Here is a 20,749-nt window from a genome sequence, read left to right on the forward strand (position 1 = left end):
CGGAACTAGTCGGCCCAATTCACAAAAGTAGTGTGTTCCTTTTCCACACCAGTAAGCACATCATAGGAAGCACACAACTCACCATCCTGGTTCAACAACTGCGCATCCCAATAAACATCGCCATAAATTTCGGTCTCACGGGGCTTAATCTGTTTACAAGTCAGCACCACCTGGATGGAATCACCAGCAGGAACCGGGGTCAAAAACTTCAGGTTTTCCAAGCCAATATTAGCCAGCACCGGGCCCGGCGCGGGTTCCACGAACAATCCAGCTGCCCAAGAAACCAGCAAGTAGCCATGCGCTACTTGGCTCGGGAAAAACGGGTTCGCTGCGGCAGCCTTCGCATCTGTATGAGCATAGAACTGATCACCAGTAGAATCTGCAAACGCGATAATGTCTTCCAACCGCACCTCACGGAAATCGGAAACAAACTGGTCACCAATTTCTAGCTCCGCAATCGATTTCCGGAATGGATGCACCCCGCGGCCGGACTCCACGTCTTCCCGTGACACACTGTTCACCTTCGCTCCCCGATGCCAAATTCCGGTAATGGCAGTCAGGTGATCAGGCGTTCCTTGGATCGCAACCCGCTGCATGTGGTGCTTGATGGAACGCACGCCACCTAATTCTTCGCCGCCGCCAGCACGACCGGGCCCTCCGTGAATCAAATTCGGCAGAGGAGCCCCATGTCCAGTCGAGGTTTTCGCGTCGTCCCGGTCAAGGAAATGCAATCGACCATGGTGCGCCCCGATCCCACGAGCAAACTCAGCAGCAATTTCTGGGTCGTGAGTAACCACAGAGGCAACCAAAGATCCTCGACCAAGCGCAGCCAATTCAATCGCTTCCACGGTGTCCGAATATCCAACAATAGAAACCACGGGACCAAAAGCCTCAACTTCATGAACGGCCGGTGCATAAGCGTCATCGAAGGTGAGCACCGTAGGAGCAAAATATGCACCGTCTAATTCATCCGGTCCACCGCAGACCAACTGTCCACCGGCATCTACCAAGCGAGTCACTGCCGTCGCGACATCAGCGCGCTGGTCCACAGAAACCAACGGCCCCATCGTCGCATTCTCGTCACGTGGGTCTCCGGCAATCACTTTCGCCACTAAACGCTCGCGCAATGCCTGTGCAACAGCACCCTTCAAGTGGTTTGGCACCAATACACGACGGATGGCGGTACATTTCTGCCCAGCTTTTGCAGTCATTTCGGCGAAGACCGCCTTGATAAAGATCTCGAACTCAGGATCTTCCGGAGCTACATCCGCGCCCAAAATAGCCGCGTTCAACGAGTCAGCCTCAGAACTAAACTGCACACCGTTTTCGGAAACATTGCGATGCGCACGTAATTTCTGCGCTGTCGCTGCAGACCCTGTGAATGCCACTTGGTCCCGGTAATCCAAATAATCCAGCAAATCCCGCGCCGAACCCGAAATCAATTGAAGCGCACCATCTGGCAAAATGCCGGACTCAACCATGAGCTTCACACAAGCCTGGGTGACGTACCCAGAAGGAGTACCCGGCTTGACGATAGTGGGAACTCCCGCGATAAAAGCAGGAGCAAATTTTTCCAACATCCCCCATACCGGAAAGTTAAACGCGTTGATCTGAACGGCAATTCCCTGCTGCGGAACGAAAATATGGGTGCCCAAAAATGAGCCGTCGGCCGAAAGCACTTCCGGTTCTGCCTCATCAACGATGACCTGAGAATTGGGTAATTCTTTCCGTGCTTTGGATGAAATAACCAGCGCGGTGGTAATCCCACCATCAACGTCAACAAAATTGTCCCGCTTATTCGCACCGGTTTTATGCGCGAGCGCGTTTAACTCATCCCGGTGCTTTTTCAGGTAAAGCCCCATCTCTTTAATCATCATCGCACGCTCATGCAACGTGTATTTTTGCAGGTTACTTGCGCCTACTTCGCGTGCATAATCCACCGCGGAAGCAATATCCAAGCCTTTGGCGCTAAACCGGCAGACCACCTCACTGGTCGCGGCATCTCGCACTTGCGTTGCATCAGAAACGTCTTCTGGTGTTACCCACTGGCCGCGGAGATAGCTTGGTACGACCTGAGCCGTTTCTTCCGGCGTGGAGGTATCTGCTGTTGTCGTAGTCATTTTGTAGTCCTTTCTATTCTGGGAAACGATCTCTAGTGAGAGCCCTATAGTGGTTGTGACGATCCACCGTTGTTATGAATTTTTGAAGGAGCCTATGATGGCTGAAGATTCCACATGGAAAATTGTTCTTGGCGAATTAGATGAAAAGATGGGCGTAAAAGTTCTGGAAGAATCCCCAGAAACCGTCGTTGCGCGGATGCCGATTGACGGCAACCGCCAGTCTTTAGGCCTGTTACACGGCGGAGCCATGGTGTGTTTAGCAGAAGCGGTCGGTTCTTGGGCCGCAGTTATCCACGCCTCGCGGTTTGGCAAAGTCGCCGTTGGAGTAGACATTAATGCCACCCATCATTCGTCGGGAAGAAATGGTTGGGTAACGGCAACGGCAACGGCAATCAAACTGGGCAAAACAATGTGCAGCCACGAAGTCATCATCACGGACGACGTCGGCAAGCGATTGTGCACTGCGCGCATCAGCAATGCCATCGTTGATCCCCGAAATTAACATTGGGAATCACTGCTGTAATCGTAGAACCCTTTGCCTGCTTTTCGACCGAGCTCACCACGTTCCACCATTTCCCGCATGAGTTTCGGTGGAGCGAACCGCTTGCCCAGGGTTTCTTCCAAATATTCCGCAATCCCCAATCGGACATCCAAACCGACGATGTCAGTCAATTCTAGTGGGCCTACTGGGAATTTGTAGCCGAGCACCATCGCGTTGTCGATGTCTTTCGGGCTCGCAACACCCTGTTCCACCATGCGGATAGCTTCCAACGCGATAGCAACACCAAGCCGCGAGGACGCAAACCCCGGTGCATCTTTGACCACCACTGGCGTTTTACCGAGGGCTTCTACCCATTCTTGAGCATCACTCACCAGTTTCTCTGGGGTGCTCTTGGCGACGACGACCTCTACCAGTTTTGACGCTGGTACCGGATTGAAAAAATGTAGTCCGATCACATCGTTCGTGACCACGTCGGCAAGTTCTGTGACTGACAGCGACGACGTGTTAGTAGCAATCACAGCTTCGGGCGCTGCTTGTGAAATCGCGTTAAAGGCTTTAGTTTTCAGCTCCATCGACTCGGGCACTGCTTCAACAACGAGACGACAGTCAGCAAAATCGCCAGCATCCGTACTGAGCTGTACACGCTGCATCCATTCCTCAGCGGTTCCGGGAGCACCACGGTCGATCGATCCGGTAACAGATTTGGTGATGCGATTGCGTGCAGCTTCTAAAGCATCATCATTAATGTCGACGACTATGACGGTTGCGCCCGCGGACAAAAATGCATGCGCAATCCCTGCACCCATTCGTCCGCCTCCCATGACACCGACCCGATCTGGGAAGCTCTTCGCTGTGGTTGGTGACTCTGCGGTTTCACTCATTGTATTTTCTCCTGACTCCAGTTTTTATCGCTTATTCTTGCGGTCTAAAAATTCCTGCATACGTTCAAATTTGGCATCGGATTCAAATAAAATTGCTTGTGCCAAGTTATCGACCTGCGGATGAGCGGCCTCAGGCATGTCCAATACTCGCTTCGTGATGCGTACTGCTAAAGGATCCTGCTTCGCGATTCGTGCCGCGAGATCGTGCGCTCCTGCCACTAATTCGTCTGCTGAATACAATTCATTGACCAGATGGGTCTCTTTTGCTTCGGTCCCATCCAGAATTCGCCCGGCGAGCAGGATCTCCTTTGCGACGGCTTCACCCACCAAATTTTTCAATCGGTAAGTCCCACCAGCAGCAGCGATGATTCCGAGCTGTGCTTCTGGCTGACCAAATTTTGCTTCCGGGGTCGCAATCCGGAAATCAGCAGCTAATGCCAATTCCAGGCCGCCACCCAGTGCAACACCATCAACGGCAGCAATGACGGGAGCAGGTAGCTGCGCGATCCGTTGGAAAATCGTGGAATTGATACCGCGCAGCGCGTCGTCACGGCGTCGTTCACGCAATTGAGCAATATCTGCACCCGAGGCAAAGACGGCTTTTTCCCCATGGGAAGTCTCCACGGTACAACCAGTGATGACCAAAGTCTGCGGGTCTTTTTCCACAATCCCGCATAACTCATGCAACTCGTCGACCATGACCTGGTCTATGGCATTACGCACCTGTGGCCGGTCAAGCTGCGCAACTACGCAGTCGTCGTGCTGCTGGATTCGGAGGGTCCGGAATTCTGGAAAAGTCATATCGCTTCTTTCCTTATTTGTACTGGTCAGAACTTTGGCTGATCAGACTCGTTCAATAGCTATCGCACAGCCCTGCCCAACACCGACGCACAACGTGGCAATACCTCGTTGTTCCTGGGCATCTTCCAACCTGTGCAGCAAAGTAGTGACAAGCCGTGACCCAGAGGATCCAAGTGGGTGTCCAAGAGCAATTGCCCCGCCCCAGGCATTGACTTTCGCCTCAGCAAGGCCCAACTCCCGGATGCAGGCAAGGGATTGCGAGGCAAAGGCCTCATTGAGTTCGATTGCATCAACCGAAGATAATTCCCACCCGGTGACATCCAAGAGTTTCTTTGTTGCTGGCACCGGTCCAATTCCCATAATTTCCGGTGCTACGCCAACAGCTGTGGAGCCTGCTATACGAGCGCGCGGGCGCAGACCATATTTATCAATTGCTGCTTGTGAAGCCACAACCACCGCTGATGCGCCATCATTCAAGGACGATGCATTACCTGCCGTTGTGACTTCTCCGCCTGCCACAACCGGAGATAACCGGGATAAGACTTCGGCCGTTGTACCCGGCCGTGGTCCTTCGTCTGTATCAACGACCGTCACCGCACCTTTGCGTCCAACAACGCTAACTGGCACTATTTCCCGATCGAATTTTCCAGCAGCAATCGCTTGCAAAGCACGTTCGTGCGACTGTACAGCGAATTCATCAGCATCTTCCCGGGAAATATTTCGCTGCCGCGCGACTTCCTCAGCCGTTTCCGGCATGGAATAAGTCATTTTGTCCTTCGCAGCGAATTTTTCGTTGACAAATCGCCATCCAATCGCAGTATCAAATACTTCACCTGGTTTGGCGAAACCTTTGGTCGGCTTTTCCATCACCCAAGGCGCACGGGACATCGATTCCACTCCGCCTGCAATAACAACGTCGGCTTGTCCTGATTGCACCATGGCGCTGGCAACCGAAATTGCGGACATGCCTGATGCGCACAGCCGATTAATCGTCATGCCTGGAACAGATTCATCACCACCGGCAAGTAACCACGCCATTCGGGCCACGTTCCGGTTTTCTTCTCCTGCACCGTTGGCATTGCCATAGACCACTTCATCCACCGCCGTGGTTTCAAGCCCGGTGTCTTCAAGTACGGCTTTGACAGTCAATGCGGCGAGATCATCCGGACGCACAGCAGATAATGCCCCACCGTAGCGCCCAACCGGGGTGCGTTTCGCAGATATCAAAAAAGCATCGTTAGTAGCCATGTTTATTGCTCCTTTATTCGTGTGTTCATCTATTCATGCGTCCATTGACTGCCTACGCAGGGTTTTACTGACCAGTAAATTTCGGTTCACGTTTTTCGTTGAAGGCCGCAAATCCTTCCTTATAGTCCGCTGATGCGCACAATTGAGCTTGTAGCTTGTTTTCTTTATGCAGGCTGTCCCACAAACCCATTCGTCGGTCACGGATATCAGACACAAGCTCACGCGATGTCATAAAAGCTTGGGTAGCCCCTTGTGCTGCGGTTTTCGCTTGCCGATGTGTAAACTCCAACAATTCTTCTTCTGGCAGCGCCCGTGAGAACAAACCAAGTTTGACCGCTTCTTCCCCGCTTATGAGATCACCGGAAATAATCAAGTCCATCGTCCGGTGCGCGCCCAATCTCTCGACAAAAAGTGCGTGACCACCGGAATCGAGGGTCGCGCCAAGTTTGGCAAACGGAGAGCCGATTTTGGCATTCTCTGCGACATAAACCACGTCTGTCGCAATAGCGAGTCCCAGCCCCACGCCCAGGCATGGGCCGTGCACCGCCGCGAATGTGGGAGCAGGAAATTTGCTCATTTGTTTCAAGACTGGTGTTAGCTGGCGTTCCAAATATTCATAGGCATCATCATTTTCCGGTTCAATGCCCTTGATGTTTCGTCCTGCGCAAAATCCTTTACCTTCGCCCCGGAGAATTAGCGCTCGCACTCCTGCATTCGCTGCATCTGAGTACGCGCGGCTTAATTCAGCAATGTCAGCTTCTTGTAAAGAATTCATTGCTTTGGGAATGTTGAGAACAACCTCGGCCAAATTGGCATCGTGATCGAGATGGAGATCAATCATACTGGGTCCTTAGTTTCTGTAAATGGGCGGTTCGCTATCTAGGCGTTTCTGTATTTGAGGTGGTTCTATATTTAAGGTGGCTAGTTATGCGTCGTAGTCAACAGTGATGGAATTTCCGGTGGGCCGGGTTTGGCAAGTAAGGACATAGCCCTGCTCAACTTCATCTTTTTCCAAAGCAAAATTTTCTTCCATCTCGTATTCACCCTCAAGAACCTTCGCTCGACAGGTACCGCAAACGCCTCCCGCGCATGCAAATGGCACATCGGAGCGCTGCCGCAACGCCGCATTAAGGACGGTTTCTTTTGCCGATTCAGGTGACTGAACAGAATCCGAAGATCCATCAAGAGTGAATTTCACCGTGATGTTGTTTCCTTCTGGGTCTTCTTTCACAGAAGCACCAGCATCAGGCCGCGGACCATCTGTAGGCTTACCGGTACTGAAAAGCTCGTAGCGAATAGCTTTGTCTGCCACCTCACGCTCTTCGAGTTCACGGCGCACCAATTGCACCAGCTCATACGGGCCACACAGGAACCATTCGGACACATCTTCTGTCTGGACGACGTGATCGAGGAGATCGTTGAGCTTCTCCTCATCAATGCGCCCGGAAAACATGGGGTTCGGTCGTTGCTGGCGCGACAGGATGTGGTGAACTGAGAAACGAGTGGGGTACTTATCTTTCAGGTCGCCGATTTCTTCAGCGAACATGACGCTGTCACCGCCTTTATTGCCATAAATCAACTCAAAGGTAGCGTCGCTTGATTGCTGCAGTACCGACTGGGCAATAGCCATGATGGGAGTGATTCCTGATCCCGCAGCCACTGCCACGAGATGGGGGCTCGTGATCTGTTCAATTTCGTCGCTAATTTGCTGCGGATTATTCAGCCCGGTGACGCGCACTTGCGATGTAAAAGCCCCCTGTGGGTTCATTACATCAATCTCGTCACCGACTTGTAGCTCGGTATTTGCCCACGTCGAAAACACGCCGCCGAAATCACGCTTAATTCCGACCCTGATTACTCCTCCGCCTGGGGAATCGCAGATGGAATACGAGCGGCGCACTTCCTTTCCGCCAATCGTCGCACGCAGTGCCACATATTGGCCGGGCACATAATCGTAGTCATCGCGTAAATCTTCGGGGACGGCAAAACTTACCTCAACCGAGTCGTCGGTCAGCGGCCGCACCTGGGATACCTGTAACGTATTGAACGTCGCCTTTTTCTTTTTGTTTGACTTGTTTGTTGGCGTGGAACTCATTGCTAGTGCACCTTGAAATAATCGAATGGCTCAAAACATGCTTGGCAGTTATACAGCGCTTTGCAGGATGTTGAACCAAAATGGCTGATTTTTTGTGTCTTGGTAGAGCCGCAATGTGGACACGCCACCGGAGAGGGCATACCAATTTGCAGAGGAATTGGACCACTGTTTACCGTGGCTGATTTACCGGTCGGAGGAGCGATCCCGTAGTCGCGCAAGTCTTTGCGACCCTGCTCAGTGATCCAATCGGTGGTCCAGGCTGGTTGCAGCACGACGTTGACTTCTGCCTGGTCATACCCTGCATTATGCAACGCGGCTACGACATCATCTGTAATTGTTTCCATTGCCGGACAGCCGGAATACGTGGGAGTGATTGTGGCTACAGCTGTACCGTTGGACAATTGTGCGTCTCGCAGAATTCCCAGATCAGCAATGGAAATGACGGGAATCTCCGGGTCAGTCACTTGCGCTGCCGCGTCCCATATTTTCGCGTCCGCCTGATCCTGCGGCCGTAATGGATGTGCAGTTTTCTTTCTAGACATAAACTTCAACTCCTTGCCCGCACCGCAGTACTATTTACCACGTTGCACCCGGATGTTGCCGGGCAAGTGATTGCATTTCGGCCAAGATATAACCGCGTTGCTCAGAAAAACGACCAGTCCGCTGCCCGCTCATCGCTGGTTTCGAAGTCGGAACTTCCAGTCCAGCTTCACGCAGCACATACTGCACGCGCTCATCCCATTCTTCTCGCAAACTGGAGGGCAAGACTGCAACCCCTGATGGCGAGAGCTCTTCGTGAATTGGAAGATTTTCAAACAGCTCATCAACGTACGGCCACATATAGTAAAGACCGTCTTCAATGCGCTGCTTAGATTCTTCTGTGCCAAGACCAAGCCGAAGAATCCACTGATTCGCATGATCCACGTGATATTGCGCTTCCTTCAAAGCTTTCGCAGCGATAGCAGCAATAGTCGTGTCACTGCTATTAACTAAACGCGCATATAAGCCCAATTGGTAATAGCTAAACAAGAATTGTCGCGCAATGGTTTGCCCAAAGTCCCCATTTTCCTGTTCTACGAGCCGGGCCGAACGGAATTGTTCTTCATTACGAAAATATGCGAGGTCATCTTCGGTTTTATCCCAAGCAGTACCTGCGTAGCTCAGAAAAAAACGCGCATGCCCGATCAAATCCAACGCGATGTTCGCCAAAGCGACATCTTCTTCCATTTCAGGCGCCCGAGAAATCCACCACCCAAGCCGTTGTCCGAGCATCAGCGCATCGTCGCCAAGCATGAGTGCATATCGTGCGGTGGTCTCGTCGGCACGCGCATCGGATTGCTGAATGAACTCGGCCGTAATCCCTTCGCCTTGGTTTTGCTTCGTAGCGGATTCAGTATTAGCGAAACTCATAGGTGGGCCACTCCTTCAGATTTTTCGTAGTACGTCGCATGGCGGTAGTTCTTGCCAGAGGCCGATTCAAAAAATCCACCTTTGGAATCTGGGTCAGAAGAGGTAATTGCTTCTGAGGGCACCACCCAGACAGAGGTCCCTTCATTCCGTCGCGTATACAGGTCACGTCCATTACGCAGGGCCATCGTGGCATCGGGGGCATGTAAAGACCCGGCATGCACATGGGATAGTCCACGGCCGGAACGAACAAACACTTCCCACAGCGGCCATTGGTTCTTCGTATTATTTTCAGTCATGAGTTTTGCGTTCTCCTTAGAATTCATGCAACGGCGTTAGTAGCTCATCGCTACGCCCGATTACGCGCTCAAAGCCATATCGACGTGTTGATATTTTTCGGCATAAGCAGCGGCTGCTTCTCGGACCCACGCTCCGTCACGGTGAGCTTGCCGACGACGTTGCATGCGCTGCGTGTTGCACGGACCAGAACCTTTGATCGTCGTGAAGAATTCGTCCCAGTCCAACTCTCCGAAGTCGTAATGACCACGCTCTTCATTCCATTTCAGGTCTGGATCTTCAAAGTGCAGCCCCAGTGCTTCAGCTTGGGGCACAATCATGTCGACGAAGCGCTGGCGCAATTCATCATTCGAGTGCCGCTTGATCTTCCACGCCATGGACTGTTGCGAATTTGGCGAGTTATCGTCGGTAGGACCAAACATCTGCAGCGCAGGCCCATAGAACCGGTTAATTGCTTCTTGCGCCATCTGCTTTTGCTCTGGAGTGCCGTGCGACAACTCATACAAAATTTCCCAGCCTTGGCGTTGGTGGAAGGATTCTTCTTTACAGATTCGCACCATCGCACGCCCATAAGGTGCATACGATGCACGGCAAAGCGGAACTTGATTGCAGATCGCTGCACCGTCGACAAGCCAGCCAATTGATCCAATATCTGCCCAGGTGCGTGCTGGATAGTTGAAGATTGAAGAGTACTTTGCACTGCCGTCGAGCAGTGCCTCGACCATGTCGTCCCGGGAAGTTCCAAGGGTTTCGGCTGCCGAATACAAATACAGCCCATGACCAGCTTCGTCCTGTACTTTCGCCATCAGAATAGCCTTGCGCTTCAACGACGGCGCCCGGGTGATCCAGTTGGCCTCCGGCTGCATGCCGATGATTTCTGAGTGTGCATGCTGCGACATTTGCCGCACCAAGGTCTTGCGGTATTTCTCCGGCATCCAGTCCGTCGGCTCAATGCGTGAATCGTCAGCGATGATCTGCTCGAAACGCTCTTGCCCCTGTTGATCCAACGTGGATGAGGTAGCCGTGTTGATGTCAGTTGCAGTCATGGTTTCGCTCCTAAACCGATGGGATATTAACTGATCGTTCGGTCAGTATATGTGATAAGTGTGATCTGCGTCAAGTAATTTGCTTCTACTTTGAAAACAAACTCTTGACCAGCCATTTCTGGAGCAAAGTTAAACAGACAGCTGCTATCCCACGGCCTGTGGCACCCCTAAAAAGTGCCGTTATCGTAGCTCAACATTGCGCGAGCTATCGGGAATCGATCTGCCGGAAAGTTCCCCGGAACTCCGCCACTGTTTTGCCTGCAGGGTTTTTCACCGTCACATCGACGATTCCATGTTTGCCATACGCTTCCTGCAGCTTCGCCGTCGCCGTAACGATCTCACCTTGAAATGCAGGCCGCGCATAATGGATCGAGCAAAAAGCAGCCACCGCGGTTTTTCCCGCCGCGTTTGCCATGGCCGCAAAAATGGAATCCGCAAAAGTAAAAAGCATCCCACCCTGCGCAGATCCAAATCCATTACACATGTCCGGTCGGATCAGCATCTCGCCCGCAGCTGTTTCAGCTGTAATCCCCGTCAGCTTCATCCCCATCATCGCGCTGCATGCGTCTTTTGCAAACATTTCCCTCACGTGGCGAAATTCTTCAGTTTCTGCAACTCCCTGCACGATAATTTCAGATGTCATTCGTTCAATTCCATTCTTTTTGCTAGCTAAACTTTTTCTGGAATGAAACCTACCACATTTTGCGATCTACATCACTATTTTGCTACAGTGTCCCGCCGACAGGCCTCACATGACAGAAAACCCAATCCTGCACAGAACAGCCTCGTGGTCTAACCTAAATGATTGGATTACATACAATACATTGCTTCCGGAGTAGCCCCGATGACCGATCATTCAACCGCCGCCACGCCATCTTCACGGAACTCGCAACCAACTCGCGGCCGCCCCGGAAATTCCAAGGACGACATCCTCAAAGCTGGAGTTCGGGAATTTAATCACCACGGCTATGAAGCAACCAGCATGGGCAAACTTGCTCAAGCGTTAGGTCTAACCAAGTCAGCGATTTATCATCACGTGAATTCCAAGGAAGAGATCTTGGAATACGCAATCGATGTCGCACTGGACGGATTAGACGGCGCATTTCAGGCAGGCACAGAAAGTGCCGACCCCGTCGAAAATTTACGACAAATCATCCGACATTCCACAGAGGTACTGTGCGCCAACCCTGAGGAAGTAACTCTCTTACTCCGGCTACGCGGTAATTCGCCGGTAGAAAACCAGGCCCTGCAACGCCGCAGAAATTATACCCAGACATTAGTGACAATGCTCCGCGAAGCGCAGGACAACGGAGATGTCGCACCGTCATTAGAACCCGCAACAGTAGGACGCCTGATCTTCGGCATGATCAACTCGATAACCGAATGGTATGCCCCGAACGGAACTCTTTCGGCAGATGAATTAGCGAAGACCATTGAGTCAGTGGTCTTTTCAGGAATTTCCACCAGCAACCCCCATCCACAGACATAAGTCTCCGTCTCGTCTCGCATGACGGGCACTGCCAGCAGTTTTCCTTCACTAAGCAAATTTTTTCCGGACAGTGTTTGTAATCACAAACAAAATGTGTAAGCTGACTCACAGGCCAATTTACTGATTGATAGGTCAGTTAATGCAGTTGGCGGCTTGCTCCCGCTGTTCACTCGGCGTATGGAGCACATCGCACTATTCCCCAGCGTGAAGGAAATCTCATGACAGTTGCTACACCAAGTGACATCTATTCAGATCATCACGGTCCGCAGATGGGCATCGAATATGCCTCGCGTGACGAAATCATCGCGCTACAAACTGCGCGCGCAAAAAATACCTTGCGCCACGCGTATTACAACGTGCCTCATTATCGCCAAGCTTTCAACGAGCAAGGTGTTCACCCGGATGATTTTAAAGAACTATCAGATCTCGCCGCATTCCCTTTCACCGAAAAGGAAACACTGCGCAGTAACTATCCCTTCGGCATGTTCGCTGTAGAGCAAAGAAATGTCGCACGTATCCACGCATCTTCCGGCACCACCGGCCGTCCCACCGTCGTTGGCTACACCGAAAATGACATCCGCGTGTGGGCCTCATTGGTAGCGCGTTCTCTCCGAGCCGGCGGGATCTCCGCACGAGATAAAGTGCAGATCACTTTTGGCTACGGTCTTTTTACCGGTGGTTTAGGAGCTCATTACGGCGTAGAAGAGCTGGGATGCACGGCTATCCCTACTTCTGGTGGTCAGACCGACCGCCAAATCCAAATTATGCAAGATTTTCAACCGGACGCCATCTTAGGCACGCCGTCATACCTCCTCAACGTTCTCGACCAGATGCGCGCAAAAGGCTTGGACCCGCGCGAATCCAGCCTGCGGGTTGCGATCTGCGGTGCAGAGCCCTGGAGCGAAGGAATGCGTCGTGACCTGGAAGAAGGCTTTGGCATCGACGCCACAGATATCTACGGATTATCCGAAGTGATGGGGCCAGGCGTCGCACAAGAATGTGTGGAGACCAAGGATGGTTTAACTGTGTGGGAAGATCATTTCTACCCAGAAATTGTCGATCCAAAAACTTTACAGCCCGTACCTGACGGTGAAGTGGGAGAACTCGTGATCACCCCGCTCACCAAAGAAGCATTCCCTATTATTCGCTACCGGACGCGCGATCTAACCCGGCTTCTTCCTGGTACTGCACGCTCGATGCGCAGGATCGACCGCATTTCCGCACGGAACGACGATATGATCATTTTACGCGGCGTGAACTGCTTCCCTTCACAATTCGAAGAACTCATCGTCGAAGATAAAACACTGCGCCCTCGGTATCAATGCGTACTCGAAAAGCAGGGCCGAATGGATGCACTCACCCTGCTCATCGAACATGCGCCCAACGTTTCTGAATCCGAGATCACCGCAGCACGAGACCAGCTTGGCAAAAAGATCAAGGACCGCATCGGTGTTTCCGTCAAGATCGACATTCGTGACCACGTTGATTGCGGCGAAGGAAAAGCTAAACGCATCGTCGACAATCGCTAAGTCAAAAATCCAGTTTTACCGCGCCTAGCGCCCGAACCCCATGAGGCACCATCATGACAACACAAGCCCCAGCTTCATCAAAGAAGCTCACGAAAGAGCATAAGAAAGTGCTCGCCGGTTCCGTAGCTGGTACCACTATCGAATGGTTCGACTTCTTTATCTACGCACAAGCGGCAGGACTGGTTTTTGCCACCTTGTACTTCGATCCAGTCGGTAACAACAACCCATCTTTGGCGCAGATTATTTCCTGGGCCTCACTCGGAATCTCATTCCTGTTTCGCCCATTAGGCGCGGTTTTGGCTGGGTACCTCGGCGATCGATTCGGCAGAAAGATTGTCTTGGTCCTTACCCTCGCAGGAATGGGAGGAGCAACTGTTGCCATTGGCTTCCTACCGACATACAGCTCAATAGGGATGGCTGCCCCGATCATCCTGGTTCTGCTGCGCATCCTCCAAGGATTATCCGCTGGCGGTGAATGGGGAGGCGCAGCAATGCTCGCTGTTGAACACGCACCTCAAGGCCGACGCGGATATTTTGGATCGTTCCCGCAATTCGGTGTACCTGCAGGAATGCTCTTGGCGACGATCTTTATGTTAATCCTTTCGTCTATCCTCAGCCAAGAACAGTTTCTTGAATGGGGTTGGCGTATCCCATTCATTTCTTCGATCGTCCTTATCGTAATTGCGTTTTGGATTCGCGCATTGGTTGCGGAGTCCCCAGTATTCGCTGAAATGCAAAAGCTGAAGCAGCGTTCCTCGGCCCCTGTCCGCGTACTTTTCAAGAATCACACGCCAACCGTCATCAAAGCGGCCTTGATTTTCGCTGGTAACAACGCCGCTGGTTACTTGATCATCGCTTATTTCACCTCGTATGCAACTGGAGTTGTTGGACACAGCCGCACCTCCGCACTATTCGTTGCATTGCTTGGTGCTATCGCATGGCTCGTCGGCATGTACATCTCAGGTGGCCTGTCTGACCAAGTCGGCCGGAAAAAGCTCTTCACCATCGGTTACATCCTGCTGGCTTTATGGGCAGTTCCTACGTTCATGCTCATCGACACAGGATCACTATTCCTCTACGCCTTCGCGATCATTGTCATGGGTCTTCTGCTCGGGCCATCGTATGCTCCACAATCCGCGATGTATGCAGAAATGTTCCCCGTCAGCGTTCGTCTTTCAGGCGTATCCATCGGCTACGCACTCGGGTCAATCATCGGTGGCGCATTCGCTCCGATGATTTCGGAAATGGTCTTTAACGCCACCGGAACCTCGATTTCTATCGGTGTCTATATTGCGGTGGTTTGTGTAATCTCCTTGATCGCCGTTCGCACTGTGCCAAACGGCATCCAGGATCGCGATCTCCACGCACACTAATGCTGCCCAGCTATTCACTTATTCTGTGAATAGCTAACGGCTGCTGGCTTCAGGCTGCACTAGAACCCTTTCTCTAGTGCAGCCTTTTCGTTTTCGCAAGCCCGATAAAATTCGCTTAATTCCCCAAGTAGGTATATTCAAAGCGTTCGCCAATACTCACAGCATCAGTAATGATGTCCTGCGCATTGGCGGATCCCGCGCATATTGTCATCAACGGTAAATCAGGCGACTCCGACTGCATCTGTTGCCAGGCATAGCTTAAGGCACGTAGAGTTTCTGCATCGGCATCCTGCACGTCATCAATTAACAGAATAGCTCCGCTGTTAACTACTCGCTCTTGTTCGCCAACGAACGAAATCACTTCTTGTAACTGTCGAGACAGACTAGCTCGAAAACGAGACATAGGGGACTCAGCGATACCGGCAGCTTCCACGCCGCGATCACAGAAACTTTTAGAAGTTCGTTCCAGCAATTCCGAGAATGTCTGACGCGCCGATTCTGTCCAAGTGCCACTAATACGTCCACATTCCCGCAATAAGGAATCTAAAAATGCCCCATGAACAGCAGATACCCAGATTGTTGAGAAGTTCCGTTTCTCCGCCAATTTTTGCACGCCTCGAAGAAACATAGTCTTATCGGCGTCTCGAGCCCCTACGAAAACTTTAATGCGGCCCTCTAACCCCGGATCATCGGACATGAAGACGAGCGTGCGTTCTATATTTTCTAATTCACGTTGTCGGCTAGTTAGATGGTCAGCGTCATGCCTCGGCGCATGAGGGCCACGCTGCATCATCTTTCTCTCCGGTTTCTGGTTTGTCATTCAATGAATATCAATTTCATCAGATTAAACTTGAAGGCTCAAGTCTTAGGCAGGCCGTCGCCATTTCTGCACGCCCTGCTTACGCACTGTTCACCCTGTTGATAAAAAGGCAATCGAAACCGTTGAGCTCTGGTGAGAATGAACATAATCATATATGATTGACCTCACATAAATCGTGCTTCTTTTCTGGAAACTAAGGAGTTCCCCGTGTCTGAAACCCACACCCTCACCACCTACGACGCCATTATGAACGCCATCACCACCAATGATGGTGGTGGCACCAAGATCCACAACCCCGCCACCGGCGAGCTGGTCGGCAGCTACCAGGTCCACGACAACAACGACCTCAACGACGCTGTGGCTGCCGCACGTGCCGCACAACCAAACTGGGAAGCCCAAGGCGATCACGCCCGCTGCGAACTGCTCAACAAATTCGCCGATGCCATCGAGCAAGCCGCCGAGCCACTGGCCACACTGCTCTCACAAGAACAAGGCAAACCACTCAACGGACCCAACGCCCGCTTCGAGGTAGGCGCATGTGCCGCCTGGCTGCGGGCAACCGCCTCGTTTGAATCACCGGATTACACCGCCGTTGATGATGACATCACCGCTACTGTGCACTACCGGCCCCTGGGTGTTGTCGGCGCGATTGGTCCATGGAACTGGCCGATGATGATCACCATCTGGCAAATCGCCCCAGCGCTACGCATGGGCAACACCGTCGTCGTCAAGCCATCCGGCTACACCCCGCTATCGGTCAGTGCGCTGGTTGCTATTGCCAATACCGTGTTGCCGCAGGACGTGCTGCATATCGTTACTGGTGATGGTGGGGTTGGTGCAGCACTGACAACCCACCCAGGCATCGACAAGATCATGTTTACTGGTTCGACTGAAACCGGCAAGAAAATCATCGAGGCTTCTGCCAACAACATCACCCGCCTGACCCTGGAGCTTGGCGGTAACGATGCTGCCGTAGTGCTTGACGACGTCGACCCGGAAGCGATTGCCGAAGACTTGTTCTGGGGTGCGTTTATCAACACCGGGCAAACCTGTGCTGCAGCTAAGCGTATCTACGTTCCGGATGCGATCTATGATGAGGTGGCCGAGGCCTTGGTGGCTATTGCGAAAAAGATGCCGATGGGCAATGGTCTGGATGAGAACAACGTGCTAGGCCCGCTGCAGAATAAAGCGCAGTTCGACATTGTCGACGGTTTGGTCAAAGCCGCAAAAGATGGTGGTGGGCGTGTGCTAGTTGGTGGTGATCCGGATTATGATGCGCCGGGGTTTTTCTATCCGGTAACGATCGTGGCGGATATTGATCCGGATAACCCATTGGTTGCGCAAGAGCAGTTTGGCCCGGCTGTGCCGTTGATTCGTTATTCTGAGTTGGATCAGGCGATTGCGTGGGCGAATAGTTTGGATGTGGGGTTGGGTGCGTCGGTGTGGTCGGCGGATGCGCAGAAAGCCCGCGAGGTGGCTGCCCGCCTGCAGGCTGGGACGGTGTGGATTAATAAGCATGGTGCGGTGGATCCGCGGGTGCCGTTTGGTGGTATTAAATCTTCTGGTTATGGGGTGGAGTTTGGTACTGAGGGGTTGAAGGGTTTGGCGTATCCACAAGCAATCAACACTTAGCACGAACCGCTACAGAGCTGAGAAACTAACCAGAAAACCAGCCATAATGGGTTGGCATGAAGGTCATCTCCACCAACGTCGCCGTCCGTCGTGCCGATCCGAGTGGGCGCCATGACTACACAGGCATCGACAAACAGCCGCAGCCCGCGATCGAACTCAAAATTCCCGGCCCACACTACGGCGATGGTTCGGGTATCCACGGTGATTCCATCGGCGACCACCAACACCACGGTGGCGCCGACAAGGCTGTGTACGCCTTCGCGCGCGAAGAACTCGATTACTGGGAAACCGCACTGCACCGTGAATTCCGTGACGGATTCTTCGGCGAAAACCTCACCACCAGCGGAATCAACCTGGCGGAACTGCTGATCAACCAACAAATAAAAATTGGCGATGCACTGCTAGAAGTGTCTATCCCCCGCAGCCCTTGCGCCACGTTCGCCGGCTGGATCAACGCACAAGGTTTTCTGAAATCCTTCACCGACCACGGAGACTGCGGCGCATACTTCCGCATCATCACGCCCGGCACAATCGCCGCAGGTGACAGCATGGAATTCGTCGGCAAGCCAGACCACGACGTGACCATGGGGATGGCCTTCCGCGCGAAAATGGGCGATATGGAACTAGCCCGCCACGTCGTCAAGATCGGCTGCCTGGCGCCAGTGCATCACGAACAACTGTGCGCAAAAGTCGCCAAATACGACGCGCGGCAGCAGCGCTAAGGCAACCGCTTGCCTATTTCACAAACTTATCCGCTAAGCCCCGGGCCGCACCAGCAAGCAGCTGCACGTCAGCGCCGACCAGGACAAATGACGCGCCGGCGTCCAAATAAGCTTGCGCCTGCTCCAAATTAAAAGCATTCACGCCAACGGGTTTGCCCGCATCCTGGCATGCCTTCATCGCACGGGAGACGGCATCCAGCACATCTGGGTGAGTCTGCTGGCCCAGCACGCCCATCGAGGCAGCCAGGTCAGAAGGCCCAATGAACAACTGATCCACGCCATCAACGGCGGCGATCTCTGCCGCGTTGTCCACGGCAGTCGCCGATTCCAGCTGGATAGTCAGGCTCACCAGGTCAGATGCATTTTGCAGGTAATCTTCCACGGCATTCCACCGCGACGAACGTGCCAACGCGGCACCGACCCCGCGCACGCCTCGCGGCGGGTAGTGCATAGCGGCCACCGCATCGCGGGCTTGCTCAGCGGTATCCACCATCGGCACCATGAGATTCTGCGCACCGAGATCCAGGTACTGCTTAATCAAAGCGGTATCGCCCACCGGCACGCGCACCACGCGGGTCGCACCATACGCATCAGTGGCACGCAGCAGATCAGTGACGGTTTCCAAACTATACGGCGAGTGCTCGCCGTCGACAAGCAGCCAATCAAAGCCTGCGGAAGCAACGATTTCTGCCGCGACCGGCGAGCCCGAAGAAATCCACGCGCCGACCTGCGGGCCGGATTCTTGTTGCAGCTGCTGGGCAAACGTGCGGGGCAGTTTTACTGGAATCGGCATGTGATGGTTCCTAGCTTTCCATAATCGGCGTGGACGGTATCTCCTGGATGCACCCACATTGGTTTGGTGAATGATCCTGCCAAAATAATATCCCCGGCGCGCAAGTGCTCATCGTGCGCATGCAGCTTATTAGCCAGCCACGCCACACCCATGGCCGGATGATTCAGCACTGCCGCCGCAACCCCAGTGTCTTCAATCGCTTCGTTGCGGTACAACAACGCGGACACCCATCGCAGGTCCACAGCATCCGGTGCCACGGGGTTTCCCCCATAAATCATCGCGCCCAGAGCAGCATTATCCGAGATCGTGTCGACGATAGTGCGGCCCTGCATTTCAATCCGGGAATCCAAAATTTCCAGAGCAGGAACGACGTATTCGGTAGCGCGCAAGACATCAAAAATGCTTGCCGACGGGCCGTGCAGATCGTCTTTCAGAACAAACGCCAGCTCGACCTCGATTCGCACGCTGGAGAAACGGTCATGGTCGATCACGGAACCGTTTTCAAAAATCTGGTCTGCGAAAATCGCCCCGTAGTCTGGCTCGGTGATGCCGGTTGCCTCTTGCATCACCTTCGAGGTCAGCCCGATTTTCCTGCCGACGAGCTTACGGCCGTCGGCGATTCCGCGACGAACCCATTCTGCCTGCACCGCGTAGGAATCCTCCACGGTCATCTCCGGAAAGCGCTTGGTCAAAAGCTCCACTGGTTTGTGGTCTTTTTCCGCCTGCGCTAGTTCGTCGGCAATGACTATCTGCTGCTGTTTGCTCAACATGACGTTCCTCCTTGTAGCCTGGTTCCTAGCCTGATCCCCGCCTAGGTTTACAGTTGGTTGCCCAGCTTGTATTCGCCCTTCTTCCAATCGGGAAGCTTGTCTTTATCGTCGTCCGGGCGAGTGTACGAGAAGCCGTCAGCACCAATGGTCTGCTCCATCTCGGAGGCGTCGGTACGCGAGGTCAGCGGAACCGGGTTGCCGTCTAAATCCAGAACGAGTGATCCCTCGCTATACCAGGACGGAACGACTGGCGTGCCCCACCAGTCGCGGCGCTGGTTATCGTGGACGTCCCAGGTCACGGCCGGGTTGTCTGGGTCTCCGGTGTAGTAATCCTGGGTGTAGATCTCGACGCGGTGTCCGTCTGGGTCGCGCAGGTACAGGTAGTACGCGTTGGAAACGCCGTGTCGGCCTGGGCCTCGTTCAATGCGGTCCGATTCACGCAATGCACCCAGCTTGTCGCAGATAGCGATGATGTTGTGCTTTTCGTGTGTCGCAAATGCGATGTGGTGCATACGCGGGCCATCGCCACCGGTCATAGCGGTATCGTGCACGGTGGGCTTCCGGCGCATCCAGGCTGCGTAGACCGTGCCTTCGGAGTCCCGGATGTCTTCGGTGATGCGGAACCCGAGATCTTCCATGTAGCCCACTGCGCTCGGTACATCCGGGGTGATCTGATTGAAGTGGTCCAGGCGCACGATTGCACCCGGGATGTGTGCATCGTAGCTCCAGGCAAGACGCTCGCGGTGTTCTACTTCGTAGAAGAATTCATAGGGAAAGCCCAGCGGATCCTGCACGCGCACGGAATCGCCAATGCCTTTGACGAATCCATCTTTGTTTCGTCGCACCTCACAGCCACGCGCTTTATAGAATTCCTCGGCCAGGTCAAGATCTTCTGGGCTGCGCACACGGTAGGCAAACGCCGCCACCGCAGCCTGCTCACCTTTCCGCAACACCAAGTTGTGGTGGATGAATTCCTCATAGGTGCGCAGGTAGATCGCATCATCATCCTCGTCGGTCACGACAAGACCGAGCGTGTCGACGTAGAACTTACGGGAAGCTTCCAAATCCGTGACGACGATTTCCATATACGCGCAGCGCAGGATATCTGGTGCTTGAACTTTTGGAGATTGGGTATCAGTCATGATGACTCCTTAAAACAGAGGGCTAGCGCCAGATCAGGAGCTGACCTGGCACTGAAGCGGCATGAGGGGTGGGCGGCGCAGC

At 53.3% G+C, this 20,749-nt stretch carries 21 protein-coding genes; 6 read left to right on the top strand and 15 right to left on the bottom strand.

Going from position 1 to position 20,749, the window contains the following annotated elements:
- Nucleotides 1–5 precede the first annotated feature (5 nt).
- On the bottom strand, nucleotides 6–2,120 hold the full coding sequence (gene paaZ / locus B142_RS0104000) for a phenylacetic acid degradation bifunctional protein PaaZ (protein ID WP_018120259.1): 2,115 nt from the start codon (nucleotides 2,118–2,120) through the stop codon (nucleotides 6–8).
- Nucleotides 2,121–2,214: 94 nt separating this feature from the next.
- On the opposite strand from paaZ, the gene B142_RS0104005 reads away from it, so the two are divergent.
- On the top strand, nucleotides 2,215–2,622 hold the full coding sequence (locus B142_RS0104005; RefSeq protein WP_018120260.1) for a PaaI family thioesterase: 408 nt from the start codon (nucleotides 2,215–2,217) through the stop codon (nucleotides 2,620–2,622).
- On the opposite strand, the gene B142_RS0104010 is transcribed toward B142_RS0104005, so the two are convergent.
- The 10 genes from B142_RS0104010 to paaI form a co-directional block, all read right to left on the bottom strand.
- Nucleotides 2,619–3,503: a 3-hydroxyacyl-CoA dehydrogenase family protein gene (locus tag B142_RS0104010; protein WP_018120261.1), complete on the bottom strand. Its 885-nt coding sequence runs from the start codon at nucleotides 3,501–3,503 to the stop codon at nucleotides 2,619–2,621. The two genes, B142_RS0104005 and B142_RS0104010, sit on opposite strands and share 4 nt — an antisense overlap.
- 24 nt (nucleotides 3,504–3,527) lie before the next feature.
- On the bottom strand, nucleotides 3,528–4,304 hold the full coding sequence (locus B142_RS0104015; protein ID WP_018120262.1) for an enoyl-CoA hydratase/isomerase family protein: 777 nt from the start codon (nucleotides 4,302–4,304) through the stop codon (nucleotides 3,528–3,530).
- Nucleotides 4,305–4,346: 42 nt separating this feature from the next.
- On the bottom strand, nucleotides 4,347–5,552 hold the full coding sequence (locus B142_RS0104020) for an acetyl-CoA C-acyltransferase (RefSeq protein WP_018120263.1): 1,206 nt from the start codon (nucleotides 5,550–5,552) through the stop codon (nucleotides 4,347–4,349).
- Between the two features lie 64 nt (nucleotides 5,553–5,616).
- On the bottom strand, nucleotides 5,617–6,393 hold the full coding sequence (locus B142_RS0104025) for an enoyl-CoA hydratase/isomerase family protein (protein ID WP_018120264.1): 777 nt from the start codon (nucleotides 6,391–6,393) through the stop codon (nucleotides 5,617–5,619).
- Nucleotides 6,394–6,477: 84 nt separating this feature from the next.
- Nucleotides 6,478–7,647: a 1,2-phenylacetyl-CoA epoxidase subunit PaaE gene (paaE, locus tag B142_RS0104030; protein WP_026167826.1), complete on the bottom strand. Its 1,170-nt coding sequence runs from the start codon at nucleotides 7,645–7,647 to the stop codon at nucleotides 6,478–6,480.
- A 2-nt stretch (nucleotides 7,648–7,649) separates the two neighbouring features.
- Nucleotides 7,650–8,189 (bottom strand): 1,2-phenylacetyl-CoA epoxidase subunit PaaD, encoded by a 540-nt coding sequence (paaD, locus tag B142_RS0104035; RefSeq protein WP_018120266.1) that lies wholly within the window; start codon nucleotides 8,187–8,189, stop codon nucleotides 7,650–7,652.
- A 34-nt stretch (nucleotides 8,190–8,223) separates the two neighbouring features.
- The gene (paaC, locus tag B142_RS0104040) at nucleotides 8,224–9,057 is read right to left on the bottom strand and encodes a 1,2-phenylacetyl-CoA epoxidase subunit PaaC (RefSeq protein ID WP_018120267.1); all 834 of its coding nucleotides are present in this window, start codon (nucleotides 9,055–9,057) and stop codon (nucleotides 8,224–8,226) included.
- Nucleotides 9,054–9,353, bottom strand: coding sequence for a 1,2-phenylacetyl-CoA epoxidase subunit PaaB (gene paaB / locus B142_RS0104045; RefSeq protein ID WP_018120268.1), 300 nt, complete (start codon nucleotides 9,351–9,353; stop codon nucleotides 9,054–9,056). The genes paaC and paaB overlap by 4 nt, the downstream gene beginning before the upstream one ends.
- A 60-nt stretch (nucleotides 9,354–9,413) precedes the next feature.
- Nucleotides 9,414–10,397 carry a 1,2-phenylacetyl-CoA epoxidase subunit PaaA gene (gene paaA, locus B142_RS0104050; protein WP_018120269.1) on the bottom strand — a complete coding sequence of 328 codons (984 nt, stop codon included), beginning with the start codon at nucleotides 10,395–10,397 and terminating at the stop codon, nucleotides 9,414–9,416.
- A 205-nt stretch (nucleotides 10,398–10,602) separates the two neighbouring features.
- The gene (gene paaI / locus B142_RS0104055) at nucleotides 10,603–11,040 is read right to left on the bottom strand and encodes a hydroxyphenylacetyl-CoA thioesterase PaaI (RefSeq protein ID WP_018120270.1); all 438 of its coding nucleotides are present in this window, start codon (nucleotides 11,038–11,040) and stop codon (nucleotides 10,603–10,605) included.
- 201 nt (nucleotides 11,041–11,241) lie between these two features.
- Between paaI and B142_RS0104060 the strand changes: the two genes are divergently transcribed.
- From B142_RS0104060 to B142_RS0104070, 3 genes are all read left to right on the top strand, one after another.
- A complete protein-coding gene (locus tag B142_RS0104060) occupies nucleotides 11,242–11,886 on the top strand; it encodes a TetR/AcrR family transcriptional regulator (RefSeq protein ID WP_018120271.1) in 645 nt (214 codons plus the stop codon).
- A gap of 218 nt (nucleotides 11,887–12,104) precedes the next feature.
- Complete coding sequence (locus B142_RS11855) at nucleotides 12,105–13,415, top strand: AMP-binding protein (protein ID WP_018120272.1); 1,311 nt, start codon at nucleotides 12,105–12,107, stop codon at nucleotides 13,413–13,415.
- 53 nt (nucleotides 13,416–13,468) lie between these two features.
- Nucleotides 13,469–14,788 carry an MFS transporter gene (locus B142_RS0104070; protein WP_018120273.1) on the top strand — a complete coding sequence of 440 codons (1,320 nt, stop codon included), beginning with the start codon at nucleotides 13,469–13,471 and terminating at the stop codon, nucleotides 14,786–14,788.
- Between the two features lie 115 nt (nucleotides 14,789–14,903).
- Here the strand turns inward: B142_RS0104070 and B142_RS0104075 are convergent, their stop codons facing one another.
- Nucleotides 14,904–15,608: an ATP-binding protein gene (locus tag B142_RS0104075; protein WP_018120274.1), complete on the bottom strand. Its 705-nt coding sequence runs from the start codon at nucleotides 15,606–15,608 to the stop codon at nucleotides 14,904–14,906.
- A gap of 246 nt (nucleotides 15,609–15,854) precedes the next feature.
- Between B142_RS0104075 and B142_RS0104080 the strand changes: the two genes are divergently transcribed.
- Nucleotides 15,855–17,240, top strand: a complete 1,386-nt coding sequence (locus B142_RS0104080) for an aldehyde dehydrogenase family protein (protein WP_039733781.1) — start codon at nucleotides 15,855–15,857, stop codon at nucleotides 17,238–17,240.
- Nucleotides 17,241–17,296: 56 nt separating this feature from the next.
- Entirely contained in the window at nucleotides 17,297–17,962 is a 666-nt protein-coding gene (locus B142_RS0104085; RefSeq protein ID WP_018120276.1) for an MOSC domain-containing protein, read from the top strand.
- A 13-nt stretch (nucleotides 17,963–17,975) separates the two neighbouring features.
- Here B142_RS0104085 and B142_RS0104090 read toward each other — a convergent pair whose 3' ends face one another.
- The 3 genes from B142_RS0104090 to hpaD are packed head-to-tail and all read right to left on the bottom strand — an operon-like array spanning nucleotide 17,976 to nucleotide 20,667.
- A complete protein-coding gene (locus tag B142_RS0104090; protein WP_018120277.1) occupies nucleotides 17,976–18,755 on the bottom strand; it encodes an HpcH/HpaI aldolase family protein in 780 nt (259 codons plus the stop codon).
- The gene (gene hpaH / locus B142_RS0104095; protein ID WP_018120278.1) at nucleotides 18,740–19,525 is read right to left on the bottom strand and encodes a 2-oxo-hept-4-ene-1,7-dioate hydratase; all 786 of its coding nucleotides are present in this window, start codon (nucleotides 19,523–19,525) and stop codon (nucleotides 18,740–18,742) included. Before hpaH ends, B142_RS0104090 begins: the two co-directional genes overlap by 16 nt.
- Before the next feature lie 47 nt (nucleotides 19,526–19,572).
- On the bottom strand, nucleotides 19,573–20,667 hold the full coding sequence (hpaD, locus tag B142_RS0104100; protein ID WP_018120279.1) for a 3,4-dihydroxyphenylacetate 2,3-dioxygenase: 1,095 nt from the start codon (nucleotides 20,665–20,667) through the stop codon (nucleotides 19,573–19,575).
- Between the last annotated feature and the right edge of the window lie 82 nt (nucleotides 20,668–20,749).

Source organism: Corynebacterium propinquum DSM 44285 (genome assembly GCF_000375525.1).
GTDB lineage: Bacteria > Actinomycetota > Actinomycetes > Mycobacteriales > Mycobacteriaceae > Corynebacterium > Corynebacterium propinquum.